Genomic DNA, 19,414 nt, shown 5'->3' on the forward strand with positions numbered 1-19,414 from the left:
ATGGCCGGGTACTTCGAGATCCGCCACACCGTCGGGTTCGAGGAGACGAACTTCGTCGGCAACGTCTACTACGTCAACTACCTGAGGTGGCAGGGCCACTGCCGCGAGCGGTTCCTCACCGAGAAGGCGCCCGGGGTGCTGGCCGAGATCATGCACGACGATCTGAAGCTGTTCACCCTCAAGGCGGACTGCGAGTTCTTCTCCGAGATCACCGCGTTCCACAACCTGTCGATCAGGATGCGGTTGGAGGAGCTGACCCAGACGCAGATCGAGTTCGGCTTCGACTTCGTCCGGCTCGGCGACGACGGCCAGGAGACCCTGATCGCCAAGGGGCGGCAGCGGATCGCGTGCATGCGCGGCCCGAACAACGCCACCGTCCCCGCGCGGGTGCCCGCCGAGCTCAAGGCGGCACTGGCCCCGTACACCAGCGGCCGCGCGCTCGCGGGCCAGCGGACAGGAGGCTGACACATGGCACAAGACCGCCACCTCGCGCCGGTTCCGTCCGAGGGCGGCCCGCCCACCCCGTCGCCGACGGTGCTGCGCGACGTCATGTCCCACTTCGCGACCGGGATCACCGTCCTGACCGCGGGCGGGGAGCACTGCAACGGCATGACGGCGAACGCCTTCAGCTCGGTCTCGCTCGACCCGCCGATGGTCCTGTGCTGCGTGGCCCGCACCGCGCACATGCACGAGACCATCCTGCGCACCCGGCACTTCGGGGTGAACGTGCTCAGCGCCGACCAGGAGCACATCGCCCGCTACTTCGCCAGCCGCGACCGGCCGAGGGGCATCGCCCAGTTCGCCACCGTCGAGTGGTTCCCCGGACGGCACACCGGGTCGCCGCTGCTGAAGGGCTCGCTGGCCTGGCTGGAGTGCGAGCTGGCCGAGGTCTACCACGGCGGCGACCACTCCATCTTCCTCGGCACCGTCCTGGACGCCGCCAAGCGCAACGGCGACGCGCTGCTGTTCTTCGGCGGCGGCTTCCACCAGGGTCTGCCCTCGCCGCACAGCGCCTGACCCGCTCCGCCTCGCCCGCGATCCCCGCCAGGGGTCGCGGGCGAGGCGCGTTCCGGGCTTGCTCCCGTCTTTAGACCTGCCTGGAACCGTCCGGTGTGTGGAAGCAGGCACCGGGAGGACAGCGATGGCGAGCCCAGACCCCGCCCGCACGGTGGTCGACATCGTGACGGGCACCTGGCGGGCGCAGGCCCTGCACGCCGCGGTGACGCTGCGCCTGCCCGACCTGGTCGCCGCGGGCCACGACACCGGCCCCGACCTCGCCGCGAAGGCCGACGCCGACACCGACGCCGTCGTGCGCCTGATGCGGCTGCTGACCGCGATCGGCGTGTTCGACGGCGACGAGACCGGCTACCGCCCGACCGCGGTCTCCGAACTGCTGCGCGACGTCCCCGGCTCCATGCGCGACATGTGCCTGCTCTACGGCGCGGAGTTCCACCAGGCGTGGGGCGCCACGGCGGAGGCGGTGCGCACGGGACGGTCGGGATTCGCCCACGCCTTCGGCCGCACGCTGCACGGCTACCTGGCCGACGAGCCCGACGCGGGCCCCCGGTTCCTGCGCGCGATGAACGCGGGCAGCGTGTTCTTCACCGACGTGCCCGAGGTCCACGACTTCGCGGGCAGCCGGGTGATCGCCGACATCGCGGGCGGCAGCGGGATGCTGCTGTCCACAGTGCTCAAGGCGAACCCGGACGCCGTGGGCGTGCTGTTCGACCGCGAGCACATGCTCGCGACCGCGCGGGCGCACCTGGCCTCGACGCTGGAGCCGGGCCGCTTCGAGGTGGTGGCGGGCGACTTCTTCGACGCCGTGCCCGAGGGCGCGGACACCTACCTGCTCTCCCGCGTGCTGCAGGACTGGGACGACGACTCGTGCGTCACGCTGCTCACCAACGTGCGGCGGGCCATGCGCGAGGACTCGGCGCGGCTGGTCATCGTCGACCGGATCATCGAGGGCGACCGCGTCCTGCCCCTGCTCTACGACCTGCACCTGCTGATGATGGCGGGCGGCAGGCAGCGGACCCTGGACGGCTACCGGTCCCTGCTCGCCGCGTCGGGGCTGCGCCTGCTGGCCGTGCACGGGCTGGCGCTGGAGAACAGCCTGCTGGTCGTGGGGCCGGAGTGAGGCGATGATCCCCGTCGTCATCGTCGGAGCCGGACCGGTCGGCCTCGTGCTCGCGCTGTACCTCGACCACTACGGGATTCCCTGCACCCTGGTCAACGACGAGTCCACGGTCTGCGCCGTGCCCAGGGGCAACACGCACAACGCCAGGACCATGGAGCACTACCGCAGGCTGGGCCTGGCCGAGGAGGTCCGCGCGCTCGGCCTGCCCGCCGACCACCCCACCGACGTCGCCTACTTCACCCGCTACGGCGGCCACGAGCTGGCCCGCCTGCCGATGCCGTCGACGGCCCAGAAGCGGGCCGCGGTCCGGACGGCGGCGGCCACCGACCAGGTCCCAGAGCCGCTGCACCGCGCCAACCAGCTCTACGTCGAGCGGGTCCTGCTCGACCGGGCCAAGGCGCGGCCGCGCGTGACGCTGCGGTTCGACTGCCGCGTCACGGCCGTGCGCCAGGACGCCGACTCCGTCACCATCAGCACCGAGCAGGGCGACCTGCGGTCCCGGTATGTCGTCGGCTGCGACGGCGCCCGCGGCGTCGTGCGGGCGGCGATCGGCGCGGAGTACCGCGGCGAGGGCGGCGTCGACCAGCCCGTCCTCGGCGGCCGGGCGATCGCGGCGCACCTGCGGGTCCCCGCTCTGCGCCACCGCGTCGGGCGGGCCGGGCGGGCGTGGGCGTACTGGGCGATCACCGAGGGGTTCGCGACCAACCTGATCTCCCTCGACGGCGCTGACGAGTACGTCCTGCTGACCAGCTCCGCCGACGCAGGCGGCGTGCCCGCGCTCGTGCGCCGGGCCGCCGGCGCGGACATCGAAGTCGACGTGCTCGGCCACCGGCGCTGGACGCCCGGCGTCGCGCTGGTCGCCGACCGCTTCGCCGACCGCAGGGTCCTGCTGGCCGGGGACGCGGCGCACCTGTTCACCCCGACCGGCGGATTCGGCATGAACACCGGCGTGGACGACGCGGCGAACCTGGCGTGGAAGCTCGCCGCCGCGCTGACCGGCTGGGGCGGCCCCGCCCTGCTCGACTCCTACGAGCGCGAACGGCGGCCCGTCGCCCTGCGCAACACGGCGGCGGCGCGGGAGCTGAACCGCGGCCTGGCCGGTCTCGCGCCGTCGGCCGAGCTGGAGAGCGACAGCCCGGAGGGCAGGCGGGAGCGGGCCCGCGTCGGCGCGCTGCTGGCGGCCCGCGGCGAGCAGTTCGCCTCGATCGGCGTCCAGCTGGGCGCGCGGTACGACGGCTCGCCGCTGGTGTGCGCGGACGGCGACCCGCCCGCCGACTCCCTTGTGGACTACACGCCGTCCGGCGTACCCGGGGGGCGCGCACCGCACGCCTGGTGCACCGCCGGACGCGGGCCGGGGGACTCGCTGTTCGACCGCCTCGGCGACGGCTTCACCCTGCTGCGCCTGGGCGACCGGCCGCCGGAGGCGGGCGCGTTCACCGCGGCGGCCCGCGCCGCGGGAGTCCCGCTCACCGTGCTCGCGGTGCCGAACCCGGACGTTCGCGACCTCTACGGCCGGGACCTCGCGCTGGTCCGGCCCGACCACCACATCGCGTGGCGCGGCGACCGCGCGCCGGACGACGCCCGGGCCGTCATCGCCGCCGTCACCGGACACCAGGGGAGGACGGGCGATGCCCGCTGAAACGACCGTGCCTGTGCTGATCGTCGGCGGCGGCGGCTCCGGGCTCACCGCGTCGGTCGTCCTGGCCGACCTCGGCGTCCGGTCGCTGCTCGTGGAGCGGCACGCCACCACGTCGCGCTACCCCAAGGCGCACATCCTCAACGGCCGCACCATGGAGATCATGGCCCAGCACGGGCTGGCCGACGACATCTACCGCGAGGGCGCGCCGCCGGAGAAGTCCTCGGCGATGGTGTGGCTCACCAGCCTCGGCGGCGACGCCCCGTACGACAGGAAGGTGCTGCACCGCACCGACGCCTACGGCGGCGGGGCCCTCGCCGAGGAGTACGCGGCGGTGTGCGCGCAGCGGCACGCCAACCTCGGCCAGCGGTGGCTGGAGCCCCTGCTGCGGCGCCACGCCGAGCGGCGCACCCCCGGCGGCGTGCTGTTCCACCACGAGCTCGTCGGCTTCGAGCAGGACGCGACCGGCGTGACCGCCACCGTGCTCGACCGCGGCCGGGGCACGACCCTGCGCGTGCGCGCCGACTACCTGGTCGCCGCGGACGGCGGCAAGGCGGTCGGCCCGGCCCTGGGGATCGGCATGGCGGGCGCGCCGACCTTCACCCACTGGATCAACCTGCACGTCCGCGCCGACTTCTCCGCGTTCATCGAGCACGACGACGCCGTGGTCAACCGGGTCTCCTCGCTGACCGACGACGGCACGGTCGAGCACTGCGGCGTCGTCCCCATGGGCCCGACCCGGTGGGGCAGGCACAGCGAGGAGTGGACGCTGATGGTCGCCCGCCCGCCGGGAGCCGCCGCCGCGATGGACGACCGCGCCGTCGTGGACCTGGTCCGCCGCACGCTGAAGCTGCCCGCCTGCCACCCCATGGAGGTGCTCTCGATCAGCCGCTGGCCGGTCGAGGGCACCGTCGCCGAGCGCTTCCGCGACGGCCGGGTCTTCCTGGTCGGCGACGCCGCCCACCGGCACCCGCCCTCCGGCGCGCTCGGCCTGAACACCGGCATCCAGGACGCGCACAACCTGGCGTGGAAGCTGGCCGAGGTGCTGGCGGGCCGGGCCGACCCCGCGCTGCTGGACAGCTACGAGGCCGAGCGCCGCCCGGTGGCCCGCCGGGTGGTCGACCGGGCGCTGTACTCGGCGTTCAACCAGCTCGCGATCACCGCGGGCACCGGGGTCAGCCCGGCCGCCACGCCGGAGTGGAACCGTGCCCAGCTGACCGCGCTGTTCGCCGACACCGAGGACGGCCGCGCCCGCCGGGCGGTCATGGCCGAGTACTTCGCCACCAACCGGATCACCTCCCGGCACCTGGGCGTGGAGATCGGCTACGACTACAGCGGCTCCCCCTACGTCCTGCCCGACGGCACGCCCGCGCCCGAGACCGACCCGCTGGGCCTGCGCTGCGTGCAGACCGCGCGGCCCGGCCACCGGCTGCCGCACGCCTGGCTGGAGCGCGACGGCCGCGCGGTGAGCACGCACGGGCTCCTGCGCCCGGGCGCGTTCCTGCTGCTGGCAGGCGCGGAAGGCGGCCCGTGGCTGGACGCCGCCGCCGCGCACGGCGTCGACGCGCTGCGCGTCGGCCACGAGCTGCGCGACCCGGACGGGACCTGGACGTCCCTGCGCGGCCACGGCGAGCGGGGCGCGGTCCTGGTCCGCCCCGACGGCTTCGTGGCCGCCAGACAGCACTCCCACGACGACCCGCACGCGTGGCTCGCCCGCGCGCTGGCGGTCGCCAGGGGCCACCGAACACCCACCGAGGAAGGACACCGACCGATGACCACATGGGACGCCGACACCACCGAGGTGCTGGCCAAACTCAAGGAGTACGCGCTCGGCCCGATGCGGTTCATGAACGTGCTGAGCTGCTTCGAGCTGGGCATCGTGGACCTGCTGGCGAAGAAGCCCGGCCTGACCGCGCGGGAGATCGCGCGGACCGTCGGCGGCACCGAGTCGGCCATCGAGCAGCTGCTGTTCCTGCCCGTCAAGGACGACCTGATCAGCCACGACGAGACCACCGGCGGCTACGCGCTGTCCGGCCTGGCCCTGCCGTCGGAGGCCGATCTCAACCGGGTCGTGCCGTGGATGGACATGATCAAGGTGATCTGCCTGCGCCAGCTGTACTACCTGTCCGACAGCGTGCGCACCGGCAAGGTCGTCGGCCTCCAGCGGTTCTACGGCTTCGACGGCACGCTCTACGCGGCCACCGCCGAGAACGCGGACCTGCGCGCCTCGTGGAGCGCGATGATGGACTCGGTCACCGACTTCATCGACGAGTGGTTCTTCGCCCACTTCGAGGTCGCCCCGGGCGCGCGGGTGCTCGACGTCGCGGGCAACACCGGGCTCGGCGCGATCCTGACCCGCAAGTTCAAGCCCGAGGCCGACCTGACCGTCGCCTGCTTCGACTTCCCGGAGAAGGAGGCCGACGCGCTGGCCAACTTCCGCGCGCACGGCGTCGCCGAGCACTGCTCGTTCATCGGCGGCGACGTCTTCCTCGGCCTGCCCACCGGCTTCGACGTGGTGATGATCAAGCACTTCCTGGACATGTTCGACCACGAGAACGTGCTGCGGATCATGCGCAACGTGCACGCCGCGCTCGAACCGGGCGGGCAGGTCTACATCCTCGTGCCGATCCACCCGGAGAACCTCAGGGACACCAACTCGGTGGACTTCTTCCCGGCCTACTTCCTCGGCTGCACCATGGGCGAGGGCGGCCCGCAGAAGCTCTCCACCTACAGCCGGTGGCTGGAGGAGGCCGGGTTCGAGGTGACCGCCGCCCTCTCCCAGGACGTCGCCACGATGCCGCCCGACATGGTCCCCGTGCACGGCCTGCTGCGCGCGACCAGGAAGTGACATCCCGTCCGACACTGGGAGGAACCATGTACCTGCTGGGCGCGCACCGGTCGCCGGTGCGGCGGCTGCGCCTCGCCACCCGGAGGGACCTCGGCGCGGGCACCTTCTTCTGGCACGTCTGGGACGTCGCCGACGACCCGGACCGCCCGCTGCTGCACCGGATCGAGAACGGCGCGGTGCGCGGCTACTCGCTGCGCGAGCTGCGGACCCGCGCCCTGCGCTACGCCAACTGGCACCGCGCGGCCGGGGTGCGCCCCGGCGCCCGCGTCGGCGTCTACACCACCGACGGCCTCGCGGGCCTGCTGCACCACATCGCCATCACCAGCCTCGGCGCGGCCACGGTGCTGACCAACCCGAACATGGCCCCGCCCGTGGCCGAGCACTACTTCGAGCGCACCGACACCACCCTCCTGGTCGCCGACGCCGACCTCATCGCCGCCGCCTACCCCGGCAGCGGCCCGGCCGCCGGATCAGGCGGCCTGGTGACCGCGGCGGTGGCCGAGGTGGACCGGGAGGCTACCGACGCGTCCGTCCCGCCGGGGCACCCCTACCGCACCGCGAACGACGACATCGTCCTGGTGTCGCACTCCTCGGGGACGACGGGCGTGCCCAAGCCGACCTCGTTCGCCCACCGCACGTTCGCCGCGGGCAAGCGGGAGCGGCTGTGGAAGTTCCCGTCCGCGCGCTCCGACCGCATGGTGACCGCGCTGCCGCAGAGCCATTCGGCGGGCATCAGCTACCTGAGCCTGGCCATCATGCTCGGCCTGCCCACGCTGATGACCGACGACCCGTCCGGCGCCGGGGTCGCCGAGGCGATGAACGCGTTCCTGCCCACCGTCGTGATCGGGTTCCCGATCTCGCTGGCGGACCTGCCGGTCGACCGGCTGTCCGACCGGGCCAAGCAGAGCGTCCACACCTGGATGGGCATGGGCGACGCGTCGCACGAGCGGCACATCCGCCCGCTGCTGCGCCTGGGCCGCAGGCCCACGCGCGGCGGATGGCTGCCCGGCTCGACCTATGTGGACGGACTCGGGTCCTCCGAGATGGGCATGGTGCTGTTCCGGAACGTCCACACGCCGGAGACGGACAACTACGGCCGCATGATCGGCAGGCCCGTCCGGGTCGTGCGGTCCGCCGCCGCGCTGGACGAGCGCGGCGCCGAGGTGCCGGTCGGGCAGGCGGGCCTGCTGGGCGTGCGCACGCCCAGCGTCACCCCCGGCTACGTCAACGCCCCCGACCTCACCGGCGACGCGATCCGCAACGGCTACTTCCTCACCGGCGACGTGGTGCGGCGCGACGCGGAGGGCAACTGGTACCACCTGGACCGCACCCCGGACGTGATCCGCACGGCCGACGGCCCGGTCTACAGCCTGCCGCTGGAAGAGGTCGTGCTGAACGCGACGGCCGCGTTCGACACCGCCGTCATCGCCGTCGACGACGGCGCGGGCGCGGCGAGACCCGCCGCCGTGGTGCTGTTCAAGGAACCGTCCCCGCACGACGCCCGGGAGCTGCTGTCGCGGTGCAACGGCGCGCTCGCGGCGGCCGGGCTGGCGCGGCTGGCCGCGCTCGTCGTCGCCCGCGACCGCGCGGAGCTGCCGGTCGGCGTGACCGGCAAGGTGCTCAAGAAGGTCCTCCGCGAGCGGCACGCCGACCTGCTCTCCGCGCCCGGGTCCCCGGCCGTCGCCGTCGACGCGGGCGCGCGGTCGGCGAGCGGGACGAACTAGCTCGATTCTCCAGACCCCGCTGCCAGAGTGGGAACCAGCTACGAGGGGAGCCGTGTGATGATCACGACCACGTTGACCGGCAAGTCGCTGCGCCTCGCCCGGCTGTCGCGCTCGGGGGACGGCCGGTTCCTGTTCGTCCCGCTGGACCACTCCGTGTCCGACGGGCCGATCGGCGACGTGGCGGGGTTCCCCCGGCTCGTCGAGGACATCGTCGCGGGCGGGGCCGACGGCGTGGTGGTCCACAAGGGACGCGCCCGGTTGATCCCCGCCAGCCTGCTGTCGGACTGCGGGCTGATCGTGCACCTGAGCGCCAGCACCGCGCACGCCCCCGACGTCAACGCCAAGGTGCTCGTCGGCGAGGTCGACGAGGCCGTCCGGCTCGGGGCGGACGCGGTGAGCGTGCACGTCAACATCGGCTCGGACACCGAGGCCGCCCAGCTGGGCGACCTGGGCATGGTCGCGTCCGAATGCGACCGCTGGGGCGTCCCGCTGCTGGCGATGATCTACCCGCGCGGCCCGCGCATCGACAACCCCGGCCTGCCCGAGCTGATCGCGCACGCTGCCAACATCGCCGCCGACCTCGGCGCCGACATGGTCAAGACCGTGATGGCGCAGCCGATCGAGCGGATGGCCGACGTGGTGGCCAGCTCGCCGCTGCCGGTGGTCGTCGCGGGCGGCGGCAGCGGCGGCGACCCGGCCGGGCTGGCCGCATCGGCCATGGCGGCGGGCTGCCGGGGCCTCGCCGTCGGGCGCCGGGTGTTCACCAGCGCGTCGCCCCGGCTCACCGTCGCCGAACTGGCCGCCATCGTGCACGGCCGCGCCCCCTCCACCGAGTCCGAACCGCGAACCCGATTGGCAGGAGTGCTGTGAAACTCGCCTGGATCGATCTGCGCACCGTCCCGTCCGACCAGCGCGCGGCCGTCGTGGACGCGGCTGTCCACGCCCGCGTCGACGCCATCGTGGACAGCGACATGGCGGTGCTGGAGACCTTGCCCAACACCGTCAAGCGCGTCCTGGTCGACGGCGACGCGCCGGGGTCGGCCATCGACCTGCGGCCGGTCGCCGACGCCGCCGAGCTGGCCGCGCTCCCGCCGGAGGCCGCCGCCCTCGTCGACGTCGTCGACGACCGGACCCTGCGGCTGGCCTGCGACGCGGCGATCGCGATGCCGCACACCGTGGTGCAGTTCGCCGACCCGACGAAGATCCCGCTGGAGATCGTGATCGCCGCGGCCGACCGCTCGGCGGGCAACCTGGTCTGCCGCGCCGAGGACATCGAGGAGGCCCGGGTCATCGTCGACGTGCTGGAGAAGGGCTCCGAGGGCGTGCTGCTGGCCCCGAGGTCCGCGGGCGACGTCTTCGAGCTGGTGCGGATGCTGCGCGCCACCACCCCGGACCTGACGCTGGCCAAGCTGAGCGTCGACCGGATCACCCACCTCGGCCTCGGCGACCGCGTCTGCATCGACACCTGCAGCCACTTCGACGAGGACGAGGGCATGCTCGTCGGGTCCTACGCGCACGGGTTCGTGCTGTGCTGCAGCGAGACCCATCCGCTGCCCTACATGCCGACCCGCCCGTTCCGGATCAACGCGGGCGCGCTGCACTCCTACGTGCTCGGCCAGGACAACCGCACGAACTACCTCAGCGAGCTGAAGTCCGGCGACGCGGTCCTGGCCGTCGGCGCGGACGGGCGGACCCGGCGCATCGTGGTCGGCCGCATCAAGCTGGAGTCCCGGCCGCTGCTGGGCATCGACGCCACGTCGGAGGACGGCGTCAAGGTCAACCTGATCGTGCAGGACGACTGGCACGTGCGGGTGCTCGGCCCCGGCGGCGCGGTGCTGAACGTGACCGAGCTGAAGCCGGGCGACGCCCTCCTCGGCTACGTGGCCACCGACAAGCGGCACGTGGGCTGGCCCGTCGGCGAGTTCTGCGTCGAGAAGTGAGCACCGGGAGGAACCGATGCGGTCCTGGTGGGGCGCCGAGCTGATCGACCACCGCCCGGACGACGCCGTCTGGGCCGTGGCGCACCACCCGGTGACCGTCGGCAGGCTGCGCGCCGAGACGCAGGCGCTGGCGCGGCTGTTCCGGGTGCAGGGCGTCCGCGCGGGCACCACGGTCGCCCTGCACGGGCGTCCCAGCCTCACCCAGCTCTGGGCGCTGTTCGCGCTGTGGTCGCTCGGCGCGCAGGTGGTCCAGCTCGAACCGGGCGTCGGCGCGGCCGACCGGCGGGCGCTGCTGGCGCTGTGCGCGCCGCAGTACCTGGTCACCTTCGGCGCGCCCGGCACGGGTTTCGTCGCGGAGTGCTCCGTGCTGGTCCGCAGGCTGCCGGGCGGGCGGCCCGCCCGGTCGAGCCACTGCGTGGTCCAGTTCTCCTCGGGCACGACCGGGCGGCCCAAGGTGGTCGGCCGCACCTCGGAGTCCCTGCTCGTCGAGCTGGACCGCTGGCGGGCGCTGGCAGGCGGGCCTGCCGAGGGCGAGACCGTCGCGGTGCTGGAGTCGACCGCGCACTCCTTCGGCCTGATCGGCGGGCTGCTGCACGCGCTGGACGTGGGCGCGACGGTGATGTTCCCGCCGTGCCCGGTGTCGGCGGCGCACGCCGTGCTCGGCTCGCCGCGCCTGCTCGCCGGGCTCCTGGCCGCCGACCTGCCCCGGCTGCGGCTGGCGGTCTCCAGCGGCGAGCCGCTGCCCGCCGACACGCACGCGGCGTTCCTCGCCCGGTTCGGCGTCCGCGTCGGCCAGGCCTACGGCACCACCGAGACCGGGGTCATCGCCGCCGACCTCGCGGGCGTCTTCGGCCCGCCCACCGTGGGCGTCCCGGTGCCCGGCGTGCGGACCCGGGTGGTGGGCGGCGTGCTGGAGGTCCACGTGCCGCAGTCGCCGTACCTGGACCAGGACGAGCCGTGGACCGGCGGCTGGATGTCCACCCAGGACCTGGTCGCGGTCGACCAGGCCACCGGGGCCCTGCGGCTGCTCGGCCGGGCCACCACGCCCGCGCTCGCCGAGATCGAGGCCGCCCTGCGCGCGCACCGGCACGTGACCGACGCCGTGGTGTTCGACGGCGAGCCGATCGAGGCGCACGTCGCCGCCACCGAGGACATCGAGCCCGGCGAGCTGCGCCGGTGGTGCCTGCGCCTGCTGGGCGCCGATCGCACGGTGCCCGCGCGCTACCACGTCGTCGGCGAACTCCCGCGCACCGCGAACGGGAAGCTCATGCGCGACCGGCGACAGATCCTCCACCAGCGCGGGGCGTGACCCGCCCCGCGCGAGAACCCGACAGCGAAGGAGCAGCCATGCCCGTGAGCGCCGGTGAGGTCTACCGCAACCCGCCGTGCAGGCAGCGCATCGTCGTGCGGACCCCGGCGGCCGAGACCGGCGGGACCGCATCGCTCATGGACCTCTACGTCGCGCCGGGCGGCTTCGCCGCCGACTACCACGTCCACCCGCTCAGCGAGGAGCGGTTCACGCTCGTGCGCGGTCGGCTGCGGGTGCACATCGACGGCCGGGACGTGATCCTCGACGAGCCCGGCCGGCACGTCGCCGTGCCGCCCGGCGTCACGCACCGCTTCTTCAGCGCCAGCGACCACGAGGAGACCTTCGCCGTGGTCGAGTTCCGCAACCGCGCCGACCGGTTCGAGACCCTGCTGCTGCGCCAGCTGTTCTGCCTGGCCGAGGACGGCAAGGCCGACGAGCACGGCGTGCCCGGCCTGCTGCAGCGCTCGGTGACCCTGCTGGAGTTCTCCGACGTCCTGCGGTTCACCAGCAGGCCGTGGCCGCTGCAACGCGCCGTCTACGGCGCCATCGCCCCGCTGGCGCGCCTGCTGGGCTACCAGGGGTGCAACCCGGAGTACCTGGGCCGCTGGTCGGGCGAGCGGGCCGACCTGGAGGACCTGCCCGCCGAGGTGACCCGCCACCTCACGGCCGCGTAGCCACCCCGACGGCCCCGACCCGCGCAGGGTCGGGGCCGTCGCGTCCTCAGCCCTTGCGCGCCAGGCTCCGCAGCCCGGCGAAGGCCACGATGCCCACCACGACCACGATCGCCGCCAGCAGGAACAACGCCGTGCGGATGCCGTCGGCGAGCGCGACGGGCCCGGCGCCCGCGCTGGACGCGATCGGGATGAGGATGGCGACGCCGACGGCGATCCCGAGCTGGAACGAGGTCTGCCGCACGCCCGCGGCCAGCCCCTGCTCGTGGTTGGCCACATTGGACGTCGCCGCCAGCGTCGAGGTGACGGTGGTCGCCATGAACGCCATCCCCATCGGCAGCAGCGCGATCGCGTACACCCAGATGTTCGTCTCCGGCGAGACCTGCGACGCGACGAGCGCGATGAGCAGCCCGGAGCCGACGGTGGCCGCGGTGACCGACACCCGCAGGCCCAGCCGGGTGATCAGCCTGCCGAGCACGAAGCCGAAGGAGATGTTCAGGACGCCGACCGGGGCGACGATCAGCCCGGCCTGCAGCGCCGAGTACCCGAGCACCTCCTGCAGGTACATCGTGACCAGCAGGTACGCCGAGCCGGAGCTGATGCCCGAGGCCACCGACACCAGGTTGGCAGCGCGCACGACCGGGGAGCGGAACAGCCCCAGCCGCACCAGCGGCTCCGGGTGCCTGCTCTCCAGCCACAGGAACGCCCCGAGCAGCGCGACGCCCGCAGCCAGCGGCCACAGGAACGCCCCCGAGGTGAGCCCGGAGGACACGCTCTGCGCGGGCGCGGCGACGAGCAGCGCCACGCCGAGGGTGATCAGGATGGCGCCCAGCACGTCGATCCGGTGCGGCTGCCTGGGCACGTCCGGGATGAACCGCGGCGCGAGCACCGCGACGAGCACGCCGACCGGGACCGTGGCGTAGAAGACGCCCTGCCAGCCCCACGCCTCCACCAGCAGCCCGCTGAAGACCAGACCGCTGATGAAGCCGACGACGGTGGCCATGCCGAACTTGCTCATCGCCTTGGCCCTGGCGGGCCCCTCGGGCACCGACGTGGTCAGCAGCGCCAGCGCGGTCGGCGCGATCAGCGCGGCGGAGAAGCCCTGCAGCACGCGGCCGATCACCAGCGTCACCGCGTCCTGGGCCAGCCCGCACAGCAGCGACGTGACGGCGAAGGCGACCATGCCGATCACGAACACCCGCCGCCTGCCGAGCAGGTCGCCGACGCGGCCGCACAGGATGAGGGCGCCGCCGAACGCGGTGTTGTACGCGGTGATCACCGACTGCACGGTGGTGGCGGAGAAGCCCAGCTCGTGCTGGATCTCCGGGATCGCGACGGTCACGATGGAGGCGTCCAGCATCACCATGAACTGGGCGCAGAGCATCAGGACCAGTCCGAACCCCGGACCTCGGGCGGCCGAGGTCGCCGCCCCGGTCGTCCGGGCTGCGGAGTGCGCGTTCATGGCAGTCCTTCCTCGTTGTTCGGGCCGGTCACAGCAGGGCGCCGTGGTCGGCTGAGCTGCGTGGCCGGGGGACCGGCGGGGCGGTCCACTCCAGGCCGGGGTGGCCGGTGAGGATGTGGGTGTAGAGCCGCTCGGTCTCCGGCGCGGGCGCCGCGCGGTGCTCGCGGGCCAGCTCGCGGCGCAGGTCGCCGTAGGCGGCGATGGCGTCGGCCTGCCGCCCCGCCCGGTACAGCGCCCGCATGAGCAGCCGGACCAGGCGCTCGTCGTCGGGGTGCAGGTGCGCCAGCCCGCTCAGCTCGCCGATGAGCTCCAGGTGGCGGCCCAGGCCCAGGTCGGCCTCGATGCGCGCGGCGACCGCGTCCAGCCGGTCGCGCTCGGCCCGGTCGATGGCCTCCTGCAGCAGCGGGCCGGACTCGACGTCGACCAGCACCCGGCCGCGCCAGAGGCCGAGCGCGTCGCGCAGCCGCCGTCGGGCCGCCGCGAGCTCGCCCGCCGCCAGCCGCTCCCGCCCGGCCGCGGCGGCGTCGGCGAAGGCGTCGAGGTCCAGCTCGCCCGGCCGCACGCGCAGCAGGTATCCCTGCTCGACGGTGACGAGCCGGTCGTCGTCGCGCAGCGCCTTGCGCACCTGCATGACGTAGGTGTGGACGGCGGCGACCGCGCGCGGGGGCGGGTCGTAGTCCCACAGCTCCCGCACGACCTGGGCCATGGAGACGGGCCGATTCGCGTTCGCCAGCAGCAGCGCCAGCAGAGCGCGCTGTTTCGGCGCGCTCGGCGTGACGTCCTCCCCGTCCTTGAGGACGGTAAGCGGACCAAGGATCAGAAACCTCACGAGCGTCCCCCGATGCGTCGTTCTCCGAAATGCGTGCGTGAGACCACGCCATTGAGCGCAAACACCGACTGGGAAGCGGCGGTTGCAGGGAGTGATGCAGGTCACAGATCGAATCGGCAATAGTCCGTCTTCATGCGGAGTGTCCCGAATTCAACCCACCTTTGCTGGCGCATCGTCGCTGATCACGAGCACGAAGCGTGATCACTCGATCGGGGAAAACACACGAAAAGAGTAGCCCGAGCGGACTAATATCGAGGCCGAGAGTCCGACCGCTGGGGATGAATTGAAGGTCGCTCACGTTGGGGGAACATCCATGCGGATGAGTTTGCTCGGCCCTGTCGTCATATCGGCCGGGGGCGTCGATCGCGCGCCCACGGCGCCCAAGGTCCGCCAGCTATTGGCATTTCTCATGCTCAACGCCGACACGGTGGTGCGGTCCTCGGAATGCATCGAGGAGCTCTGGGCGCACTCGCCGCCCAAGAGCGCCATGTCCACCCTGCAGACCTACGTGCTGGAGATCCGCAGGACACTGCGCGCCGCGGGCGGCGGCGACGGACTGCTGCACACCCGCAACCCCGGCTACCAGCTCGACGGCCGCCGCGTCGACTGGGTCGAGTTCCAGCGGCTCGCCTCGGCCGGGCGCGCCGCGGCGGCCGCTGGCGACCACCGGCAGGCCTCGGCCCGGCTGTCCGACGCGCTCGCGCTCTGGCGCGGCCCCGCGCTCGCCGACGTCAACCCCGGCCCGCTCAGCGCGGCCAAGGTCATCGAGTTCGAGGAGTCCCGCAAGGTCGTGCTGGAGCAGCGCATCGAGGCCGACCTCGCGCTCGGCAGGCACCGCGAGCTGCTCGACGAGCTGGAGCCGCTCACCGCCGCCTACCCGACCCACGAGAGCATCCACGCCCAGTACATGGTCGCCCTCTGCCGGTGTGACCAGTCCGAGCGCGCCCTCGCGGTGTACCAGCGGCTGCGCGCGGTCCTGGTCGACAACCTGGGCGTCGAGCCGACGCCGCGGCTGCGCAGGCTCCGGCAGGCCGTGCTCTCCCGGGAGCCGGTGCTGTCCTCGGCGCGGTTCGGCGGCACCCGGCGCGCCGCGCTTCCGTGCGCGGGCTACTGACCCGCTCACGCGGGCGCCGCCGCGGCCGGGGCGCAGTGCTTGCACGGCCGGTAGCCGTGCGCCCGCGCCTCCTCGACGGTCCGGAAGCCCCTGCGGTGGCGCTCGGTGATCCGCCGGGCGTTGGCGCAGGTCGGATAGCACACGATGCGCGTGGTGTCGCTGCCGATGAAGAACACCCGGTGCCGGGCCAGGTCGCCCACCTCGTCGAGGTTGACCCGCTCGGCGCGCAGTAACCGCTCCTTCATGGCGGGCCCGAAGACGTAGCCGCCGGGCTCCCCGGTCGCCTTGGTGACCCGGTGGCAGGGCACGAGCAGCGGCACCGGGTTGTTCCCCAGCGCCGTGCCCACCGCGCGCACCGCCCTCGGCCTGCCGATCTGCGCGGCGACCCAGTTGTACGGCCGGGTCTGGCCTGCGGGGATGCGCCGGGTGGCGGCCAGCACGGCCCGCTCGAAGTCGCTGAGGCCGGGCAGGTGCAGCCGCAGCGCCCGGCTCGGCCGTCCGCTCAGCGCGGCCAGCACGCCGGCGGGCGGGGCGTCGGCGCGCCGCAGCGGGCGGCCGAACCGGGCGCGGTACGCGGCGCGGAACCCCCCGTCGCCGTCGGGCAGCGCGGCCGCGGGCCGGGCGTACTCGACCCCCTGCCGGGTGAACGCGAGGAACACCTCGCCCAGCGGGCCGGGGACGGCGACCCACGACGCGTACACCAGGTCGACCAGGCTGCGCGGCGGCTCCTCGGTCAGGTCGCCGAACGCGAACGGGTCCTCGGTGGTCATATCGCCCTCCTTCCGGCGGGGCTGGCGTTGCGATGGATGGTGCGCAGGGACGCCAGGCCGCGGGACACGTGCGACTTGGCGGTGCCCTCCGGGCAGCCGAGCACCTCGGCGACCTCGCCGATCGACATCCCGGCGACGTGCCGCAGCACCACGGCGGCCCGCTGGGGCGCGGGCAGGCGGGCCAGCAGCGCGCCCAGCTCGCGCTGGGTCTCGGCGCTCTCGGCCGCCTGCTCGACGCCGCGGCCGTCCGAGCGCGGCTCGGGCAGCTCCGCGGTCGGGATCGCGGCCGGGTGCCTGCTGGCGGAGCGCAGCGAGTTGCGCCAGGTGTTGATGGCGATCGTCAGCAGCCACGGCCGCAGCCGCAGCGCCCTGATGCGCTCGCCGTCGTAGCCGAGCAGGGCGCGGTAGGCCCGCAGGAACGTCTCGGCGGCCAGGTCCTCGGCGTCCTGGTGCGCCCCGGTGACGCGCAGGGCCACGGAGTACACGACGCGCTCCTCGTGGCGCACGAGCACGGCGAACCCCTCGTCGAGGTCCTCGACGAGGCGGGTCAGCGTCGGGTCGGCGTGGGGGTCGTCCGACCGCGGCCGCGTGCCTGCGCGCGAGTCCTCCATACCCAACAGAACACCAGACCGGCGCGGAGCGTTGCACGCGGGTGGACGGGAACTTTAGCCCCGCCCGCCAGGCTGGCACCGGTCACCACCCGCGCACACAGGGAGGAATGCGGTGTCGACACGCCTGTTCACCTCGGAGTCCGTGACCGAGGGGCATCCGGACAAGATCTGCGACGCCATCAGCGACTCGATCCTCGACGCGCTGCTGGCCCAGGACCCGCGCTCCCGCGTCGCGGTGGAGACGCTGGTGACCACCGGCCAGGTGCACGTGGCGGGGGAGGTCACCACCCGCGCCTACGCCGACATCCCCGCGATCGTGCGCGAGGTCGTCCTCGGCGTCGGCTACGACTCCTCGGCCAAGGGCTTCGACGGCAACTCCTGCGGTGTCAACGTCGCCATCGGCGCGCAGTCCCCGGACATCGCCCAGGGTGTGGACACCGCCTACGAGTCCAGGGTCGAGCACGCCGATGACGAGATCGCCCGCCAGGGCGCGGGCGACCAGGGCCTCATGTTCGGCTACGCCTGCACCGACACCCCCGAGCTGATGCCGCTGCCCATCGCCCTGGCCCACCGCCTGACCCGGCGGCTGACGCTGGTGCGCAAGCAGGGCGCGCTGCCCTACCTGCGTCCGGACGGCAAGACGCAGGTGACGATCGCCTACGAGGGCGACAGGCCGGTGCGGCTGGACACGGTGGTGGTGTCGTCGCAGCACGCGGCGGGCATCGATCTGGAGAACCTGCTGGGCGCGGACGTCCGCGAGCAGGTCGTGCTGCCCGAGCTGGCGAACCTGGAGCTGGACACCGAGGGCGTGCGCCTGCTGGTGAACCCGACCGGTCGCTTCGTCATCGGTGGTCCGATGGGTGACGCGGGCCTGACGGGTCGCAAGATCATCGTCGACACCTACGGCGGCATGGCCCGCCACGGCGGCGGCGCGTTCTCCGGCAAGGACCCGTCCAAAGTCGACAGGTCCGCCGCCTACGCCCTGCGCTGGGTGGCGAAGAACGCCGTGGCCGCTGGCCTGGCGGACCGCGTCGAGGTCCAGGTCGCCTACGCGATCGGCAAGGCGGCCCCGGTGGGGCTGTTCGTGGAGACCTTCGGCACCGAGAACGCCGACCCGGTGAAGATCCAGGAGGCCATCCGCGAGGTGTTCGACCTGCGCCCCGCCGCGATCATCCGCGACCTGGACCTGCTGCGGCCCATCTACGCCCCGACCGCCGCCTACGGGCACTTCGGGCGCACCGATGTCGACCTGCCGTGGGAGCGCACCGACCGGGTCGACGACCTGAAACTGGCGGTGAGCGGGTGAAGCGCATCGCCGTCACCGGCTCGATCGCCACCGACCACCTGGCGACCTTCCCCGCGCGGTTCACCGACCAGCTGGTCGCCGACAAGCTGACCCGGGTGTCCCTGTCGTTCCTGGTGGACGAGCTGTCGATCCGCAGGGGCGGGGTGGGCGCGAACATCGCCTTCGGCCTGGCGTCGCTGGGCATGGCCCCGCTGCTGGTCGGCGCGGTGGGCCGCGACTTCGACGACTACGCGGCCTGGCTGCGCCGCCGCGGCGTCGACATCGGGTTCGTTCGGGTGTCCCGCGAGCGCTACACCGCCCGCTTCCTCTGCACCACCGACGTGGACCAGAACCAGATCGCCTCGTTCTACGCGGGCGCGATGCGCGAGGCGCGCGACATCGACCTGCGCCCGGTGCTCACCGGCCCGGACCGCGCCGACCTGGTCGTCATCGCCCCGAACGACCCCGACGCCATGCTCCGGCACACCGCCGAGTGCCGGGACCACCGCGCGCCCTTCGCCGCAGACCCGTCCCAGCAACTCGCCCGGTTGCCAACGGACGCGATCGAGTCCCTGGTCACCGGCGCCCGCTACCTCTTCACCAACGACTACGAGCGCACCCTGCTGCTGGAGAAGACGGGGTGGACCGACCGCGACGTGCTGGCCCGGGTCGACACCTGGATCACCACCCTCGGCGACCGCGGCGCGCGGGTGGACCGCGCGGGCGCCGACCCGATCCTGGTCCCGGCCGCCCCACCACTGGACACAGTGGACCCAACCGGAGCGGGCGACGCCTTCCGCGCCGGATTCCTCTACGGCGTGGCGTGGAACCTGGGCCTGGAACGCGCGACGCAGCTGGGTTGTCTCGTGGCCACGGCGGCGCTGGAGACGCTCGGCACCCAGGAGTACACCCTCGACCGCACGGCCATCGCCAAACGCGCCGCGAGCACCTACGGATCGACCGCGGCCGGGGACATCGAGGCCGTGCTGCGCACCTGATCGCGGCTGTCGACGGCACAGCCGGACTTGACACGGTCCGGAGAATGGAAAATCGGCGTGCTCTCCAGAAATACCAGGAG

Annotated in this window: 17 protein-coding genes; 13 read left to right on the top strand and 4 right to left on the bottom strand. The window is 73.5% G+C overall.

The features are described from left to right. From IEY98_RS30210 to IEY98_RS30255, 10 genes are all read left to right on the top strand, one after another. Positions 1-465: an acyl-CoA thioesterase gene (locus IEY98_RS30210; protein ID WP_189214090.1), complete on the top strand. Its 465-nt coding sequence runs from the start codon at positions 1-3 to the stop codon at positions 463-465. 3 nt (positions 466-468) lie between these two features. Next, positions 469-1,017: a flavin reductase family protein gene (locus IEY98_RS30215; protein WP_189214091.1), complete on the top strand. Its 549-nt coding sequence runs from the start codon at positions 469-471 to the stop codon at positions 1,015-1,017. 124 nt (positions 1,018-1,141) lie between these two features. After that, positions 1,142-2,137, top strand: a complete 996-nt coding sequence (locus tag IEY98_RS30220; protein WP_189214092.1) for a methyltransferase — start codon at positions 1,142-1,144, stop codon at positions 2,135-2,137. A gap of 4 nt (positions 2,138-2,141) precedes the next feature. After that, complete coding sequence (locus tag IEY98_RS30225) at positions 2,142-3,776, top strand: FAD-dependent monooxygenase (RefSeq protein WP_189214093.1); 1,635 nt, start codon at positions 2,142-2,144, stop codon at positions 3,774-3,776. Further along, complete coding sequence (locus tag IEY98_RS30230) at positions 3,766-6,621, top strand: FAD-dependent monooxygenase (RefSeq protein ID WP_189214094.1); 2,856 nt, start codon at positions 3,766-3,768, stop codon at positions 6,619-6,621. The genes IEY98_RS30225 and IEY98_RS30230 overlap by 11 nt, the downstream gene beginning before the upstream one ends. A gap of 26 nt (positions 6,622-6,647) precedes the next feature. Beyond that, a complete protein-coding gene (locus tag IEY98_RS30235) occupies positions 6,648-8,345 on the top strand; it encodes a class I adenylate-forming enzyme family protein (protein ID WP_189214095.1) in 1,698 nt (565 codons plus the stop codon). A gap of 57 nt (positions 8,346-8,402) precedes the next feature. Next, positions 8,403-9,215, top strand: a complete 813-nt coding sequence (locus tag IEY98_RS30240; RefSeq protein WP_189214096.1) for a 2-amino-3,7-dideoxy-D-threo-hept-6-ulosonate synthase — start codon at positions 8,403-8,405, stop codon at positions 9,213-9,215. Beyond that, positions 9,212-10,285, top strand: a complete 1,074-nt coding sequence (locus tag IEY98_RS30245) for a 3-dehydroquinate synthase II family protein (protein WP_189214097.1) — start codon at positions 9,212-9,214, stop codon at positions 10,283-10,285. Before IEY98_RS30240 ends, IEY98_RS30245 begins: the two co-directional genes overlap by 4 nt. Before the next feature lie 16 nt (positions 10,286-10,301). Further along, positions 10,302-11,594, top strand: a complete 1,293-nt coding sequence (locus IEY98_RS30250; RefSeq protein ID WP_189214098.1) for a class I adenylate-forming enzyme family protein — start codon at positions 10,302-10,304, stop codon at positions 11,592-11,594. A gap of 38 nt (positions 11,595-11,632) precedes the next feature. Next, positions 11,633-12,268, top strand: a complete 636-nt coding sequence (locus tag IEY98_RS30255; RefSeq protein ID WP_189214099.1) for a cupin domain-containing protein — start codon at positions 11,633-11,635, stop codon at positions 12,266-12,268. 46 nt (positions 12,269-12,314) lie between these two features. On the opposite strand, the gene IEY98_RS30260 is transcribed toward IEY98_RS30255, so the two are convergent. Both IEY98_RS30260 and IEY98_RS30265 read right to left on the bottom strand, forming a co-directional pair. Next, entirely contained in the window at positions 12,315-13,727 is a 1,413-nt protein-coding gene (locus tag IEY98_RS30260) for an MFS transporter (RefSeq protein ID WP_189214100.1), read from the bottom strand. Between the two features lie 28 nt (positions 13,728-13,755). Next, complete coding sequence (locus tag IEY98_RS30265) at positions 13,756-14,556, bottom strand: AfsR/SARP family transcriptional regulator (RefSeq protein WP_189214101.1); 801 nt, start codon at positions 14,554-14,556, stop codon at positions 13,756-13,758. Between the two features lie 319 nt (positions 14,557-14,875). Here IEY98_RS30265 and IEY98_RS30270 point away from each other — a divergent pair, with 319 nt between their 5' ends. Next, entirely contained in the window at positions 14,876-15,670 is a 795-nt protein-coding gene (locus tag IEY98_RS30270; RefSeq protein WP_268244619.1) for an AfsR/SARP family transcriptional regulator, read from the top strand. A 5-nt stretch (positions 15,671-15,675) separates the two neighbouring features. On the opposite strand, the gene IEY98_RS30275 is transcribed toward IEY98_RS30270, so the two are convergent. Both IEY98_RS30275 and IEY98_RS30280 read right to left on the bottom strand, forming a co-directional pair. Next, complete coding sequence (locus tag IEY98_RS30275) at positions 15,676-16,440, bottom strand: methylated-DNA--[protein]-cysteine S-methyltransferase (protein WP_189214103.1); 765 nt, start codon at positions 16,438-16,440, stop codon at positions 15,676-15,678. Next, complete coding sequence (locus tag IEY98_RS30280) at positions 16,437-17,051, bottom strand: RNA polymerase sigma factor (RefSeq protein ID WP_189214104.1); 615 nt, start codon at positions 17,049-17,051, stop codon at positions 16,437-16,439. Before IEY98_RS30280 ends, IEY98_RS30275 begins: the two co-directional genes overlap by 4 nt. Before the next feature lie 124 nt (positions 17,052-17,175). Here IEY98_RS30280 and metK point away from each other — a divergent pair, with 124 nt between their 5' ends. Both metK and IEY98_RS30290 read left to right on the top strand, forming a co-directional pair. Then, a complete protein-coding gene (gene metK / locus IEY98_RS30285; RefSeq protein ID WP_189214124.1) occupies positions 17,176-18,357 on the top strand; it encodes a methionine adenosyltransferase in 1,182 nt (393 codons plus the stop codon). Next, the gene (locus IEY98_RS30290; protein ID WP_189214105.1) at positions 18,354-19,334 is read left to right on the top strand and encodes a carbohydrate kinase family protein; all 981 of its coding nucleotides are present in this window, start codon (positions 18,354-18,356) and stop codon (positions 19,332-19,334) included. Before metK ends, IEY98_RS30290 begins: the two co-directional genes overlap by 4 nt. The last annotated feature ends 80 nt before the right edge of the window (positions 19,335-19,414 follow it).

The sequence above is a fragment of the Actinokineospora fastidiosa genome (genome assembly GCF_014648415.1).
Classification (GTDB): Bacteria; Actinomycetota; Actinomycetes; order Mycobacteriales; family Pseudonocardiaceae; genus Actinokineospora; species Actinokineospora fastidiosa.

Bases quoted from the DNA above. Each gene is read 5' to 3' on its own strand.
- IEY98_RS30210 (WP_189214090.1), top strand. From the start codon at position 1: ATGGCCGGGTACTTCGAGATCCGCCACACCGTCGGGTTCGAGGAGACG.
- IEY98_RS30215 (WP_189214091.1), top strand. From the start codon at position 469: ATGGCACAAGACCGCCACCTCGCGCCGGTTCCGTCCGAGGGCGGCCCG.
- IEY98_RS30220 (WP_189214092.1), top strand. From the start codon at position 1,142: ATGGCGAGCCCAGACCCCGCCCGCACGGTGGTCGACATCGTGACGGGC.
- IEY98_RS30225 (WP_189214093.1), top strand. From the start codon at position 2,142: ATGATCCCCGTCGTCATCGTCGGAGCCGGACCGGTCGGCCTCGTGCTC.
- IEY98_RS30230 (WP_189214094.1), top strand. From the start codon at position 3,766: ATGCCCGCTGAAACGACCGTGCCTGTGCTGATCGTCGGCGGCGGCGGC.
- IEY98_RS30235 (WP_189214095.1), top strand. From the start codon at position 6,648: ATGTACCTGCTGGGCGCGCACCGGTCGCCGGTGCGGCGGCTGCGCCTC.
- IEY98_RS30240 (WP_189214096.1), top strand. From the start codon at position 8,403: ATGATCACGACCACGTTGACCGGCAAGTCGCTGCGCCTCGCCCGGCTG.
- IEY98_RS30250 (WP_189214098.1), top strand. From the start codon at position 10,302: ATGCGGTCCTGGTGGGGCGCCGAGCTGATCGACCACCGCCCGGACGAC.
- IEY98_RS30255 (WP_189214099.1), top strand. From the start codon at position 11,633: ATGCCCGTGAGCGCCGGTGAGGTCTACCGCAACCCGCCGTGCAGGCAG.
- IEY98_RS30260 (WP_189214100.1), bottom strand. From the start codon at position 13,727: ATGAACGCGCACTCCGCAGCCCGGACGACCGGGGCGGCGACCTCGGCC.
- IEY98_RS30270 (WP_268244619.1), top strand. From the start codon at position 14,876: ATGAGTTTGCTCGGCCCTGTCGTCATATCGGCCGGGGGCGTCGATCGC.
- IEY98_RS30275 (WP_189214103.1), bottom strand. From the start codon at position 16,440: ATGACCACCGAGGACCCGTTCGCGTTCGGCGACCTGACCGAGGAGCCG.
- IEY98_RS30280 (WP_189214104.1), bottom strand. From the start codon at position 17,051: ATGGAGGACTCGCGCGCAGGCACGCGGCCGCGGTCGGACGACCCCCAC.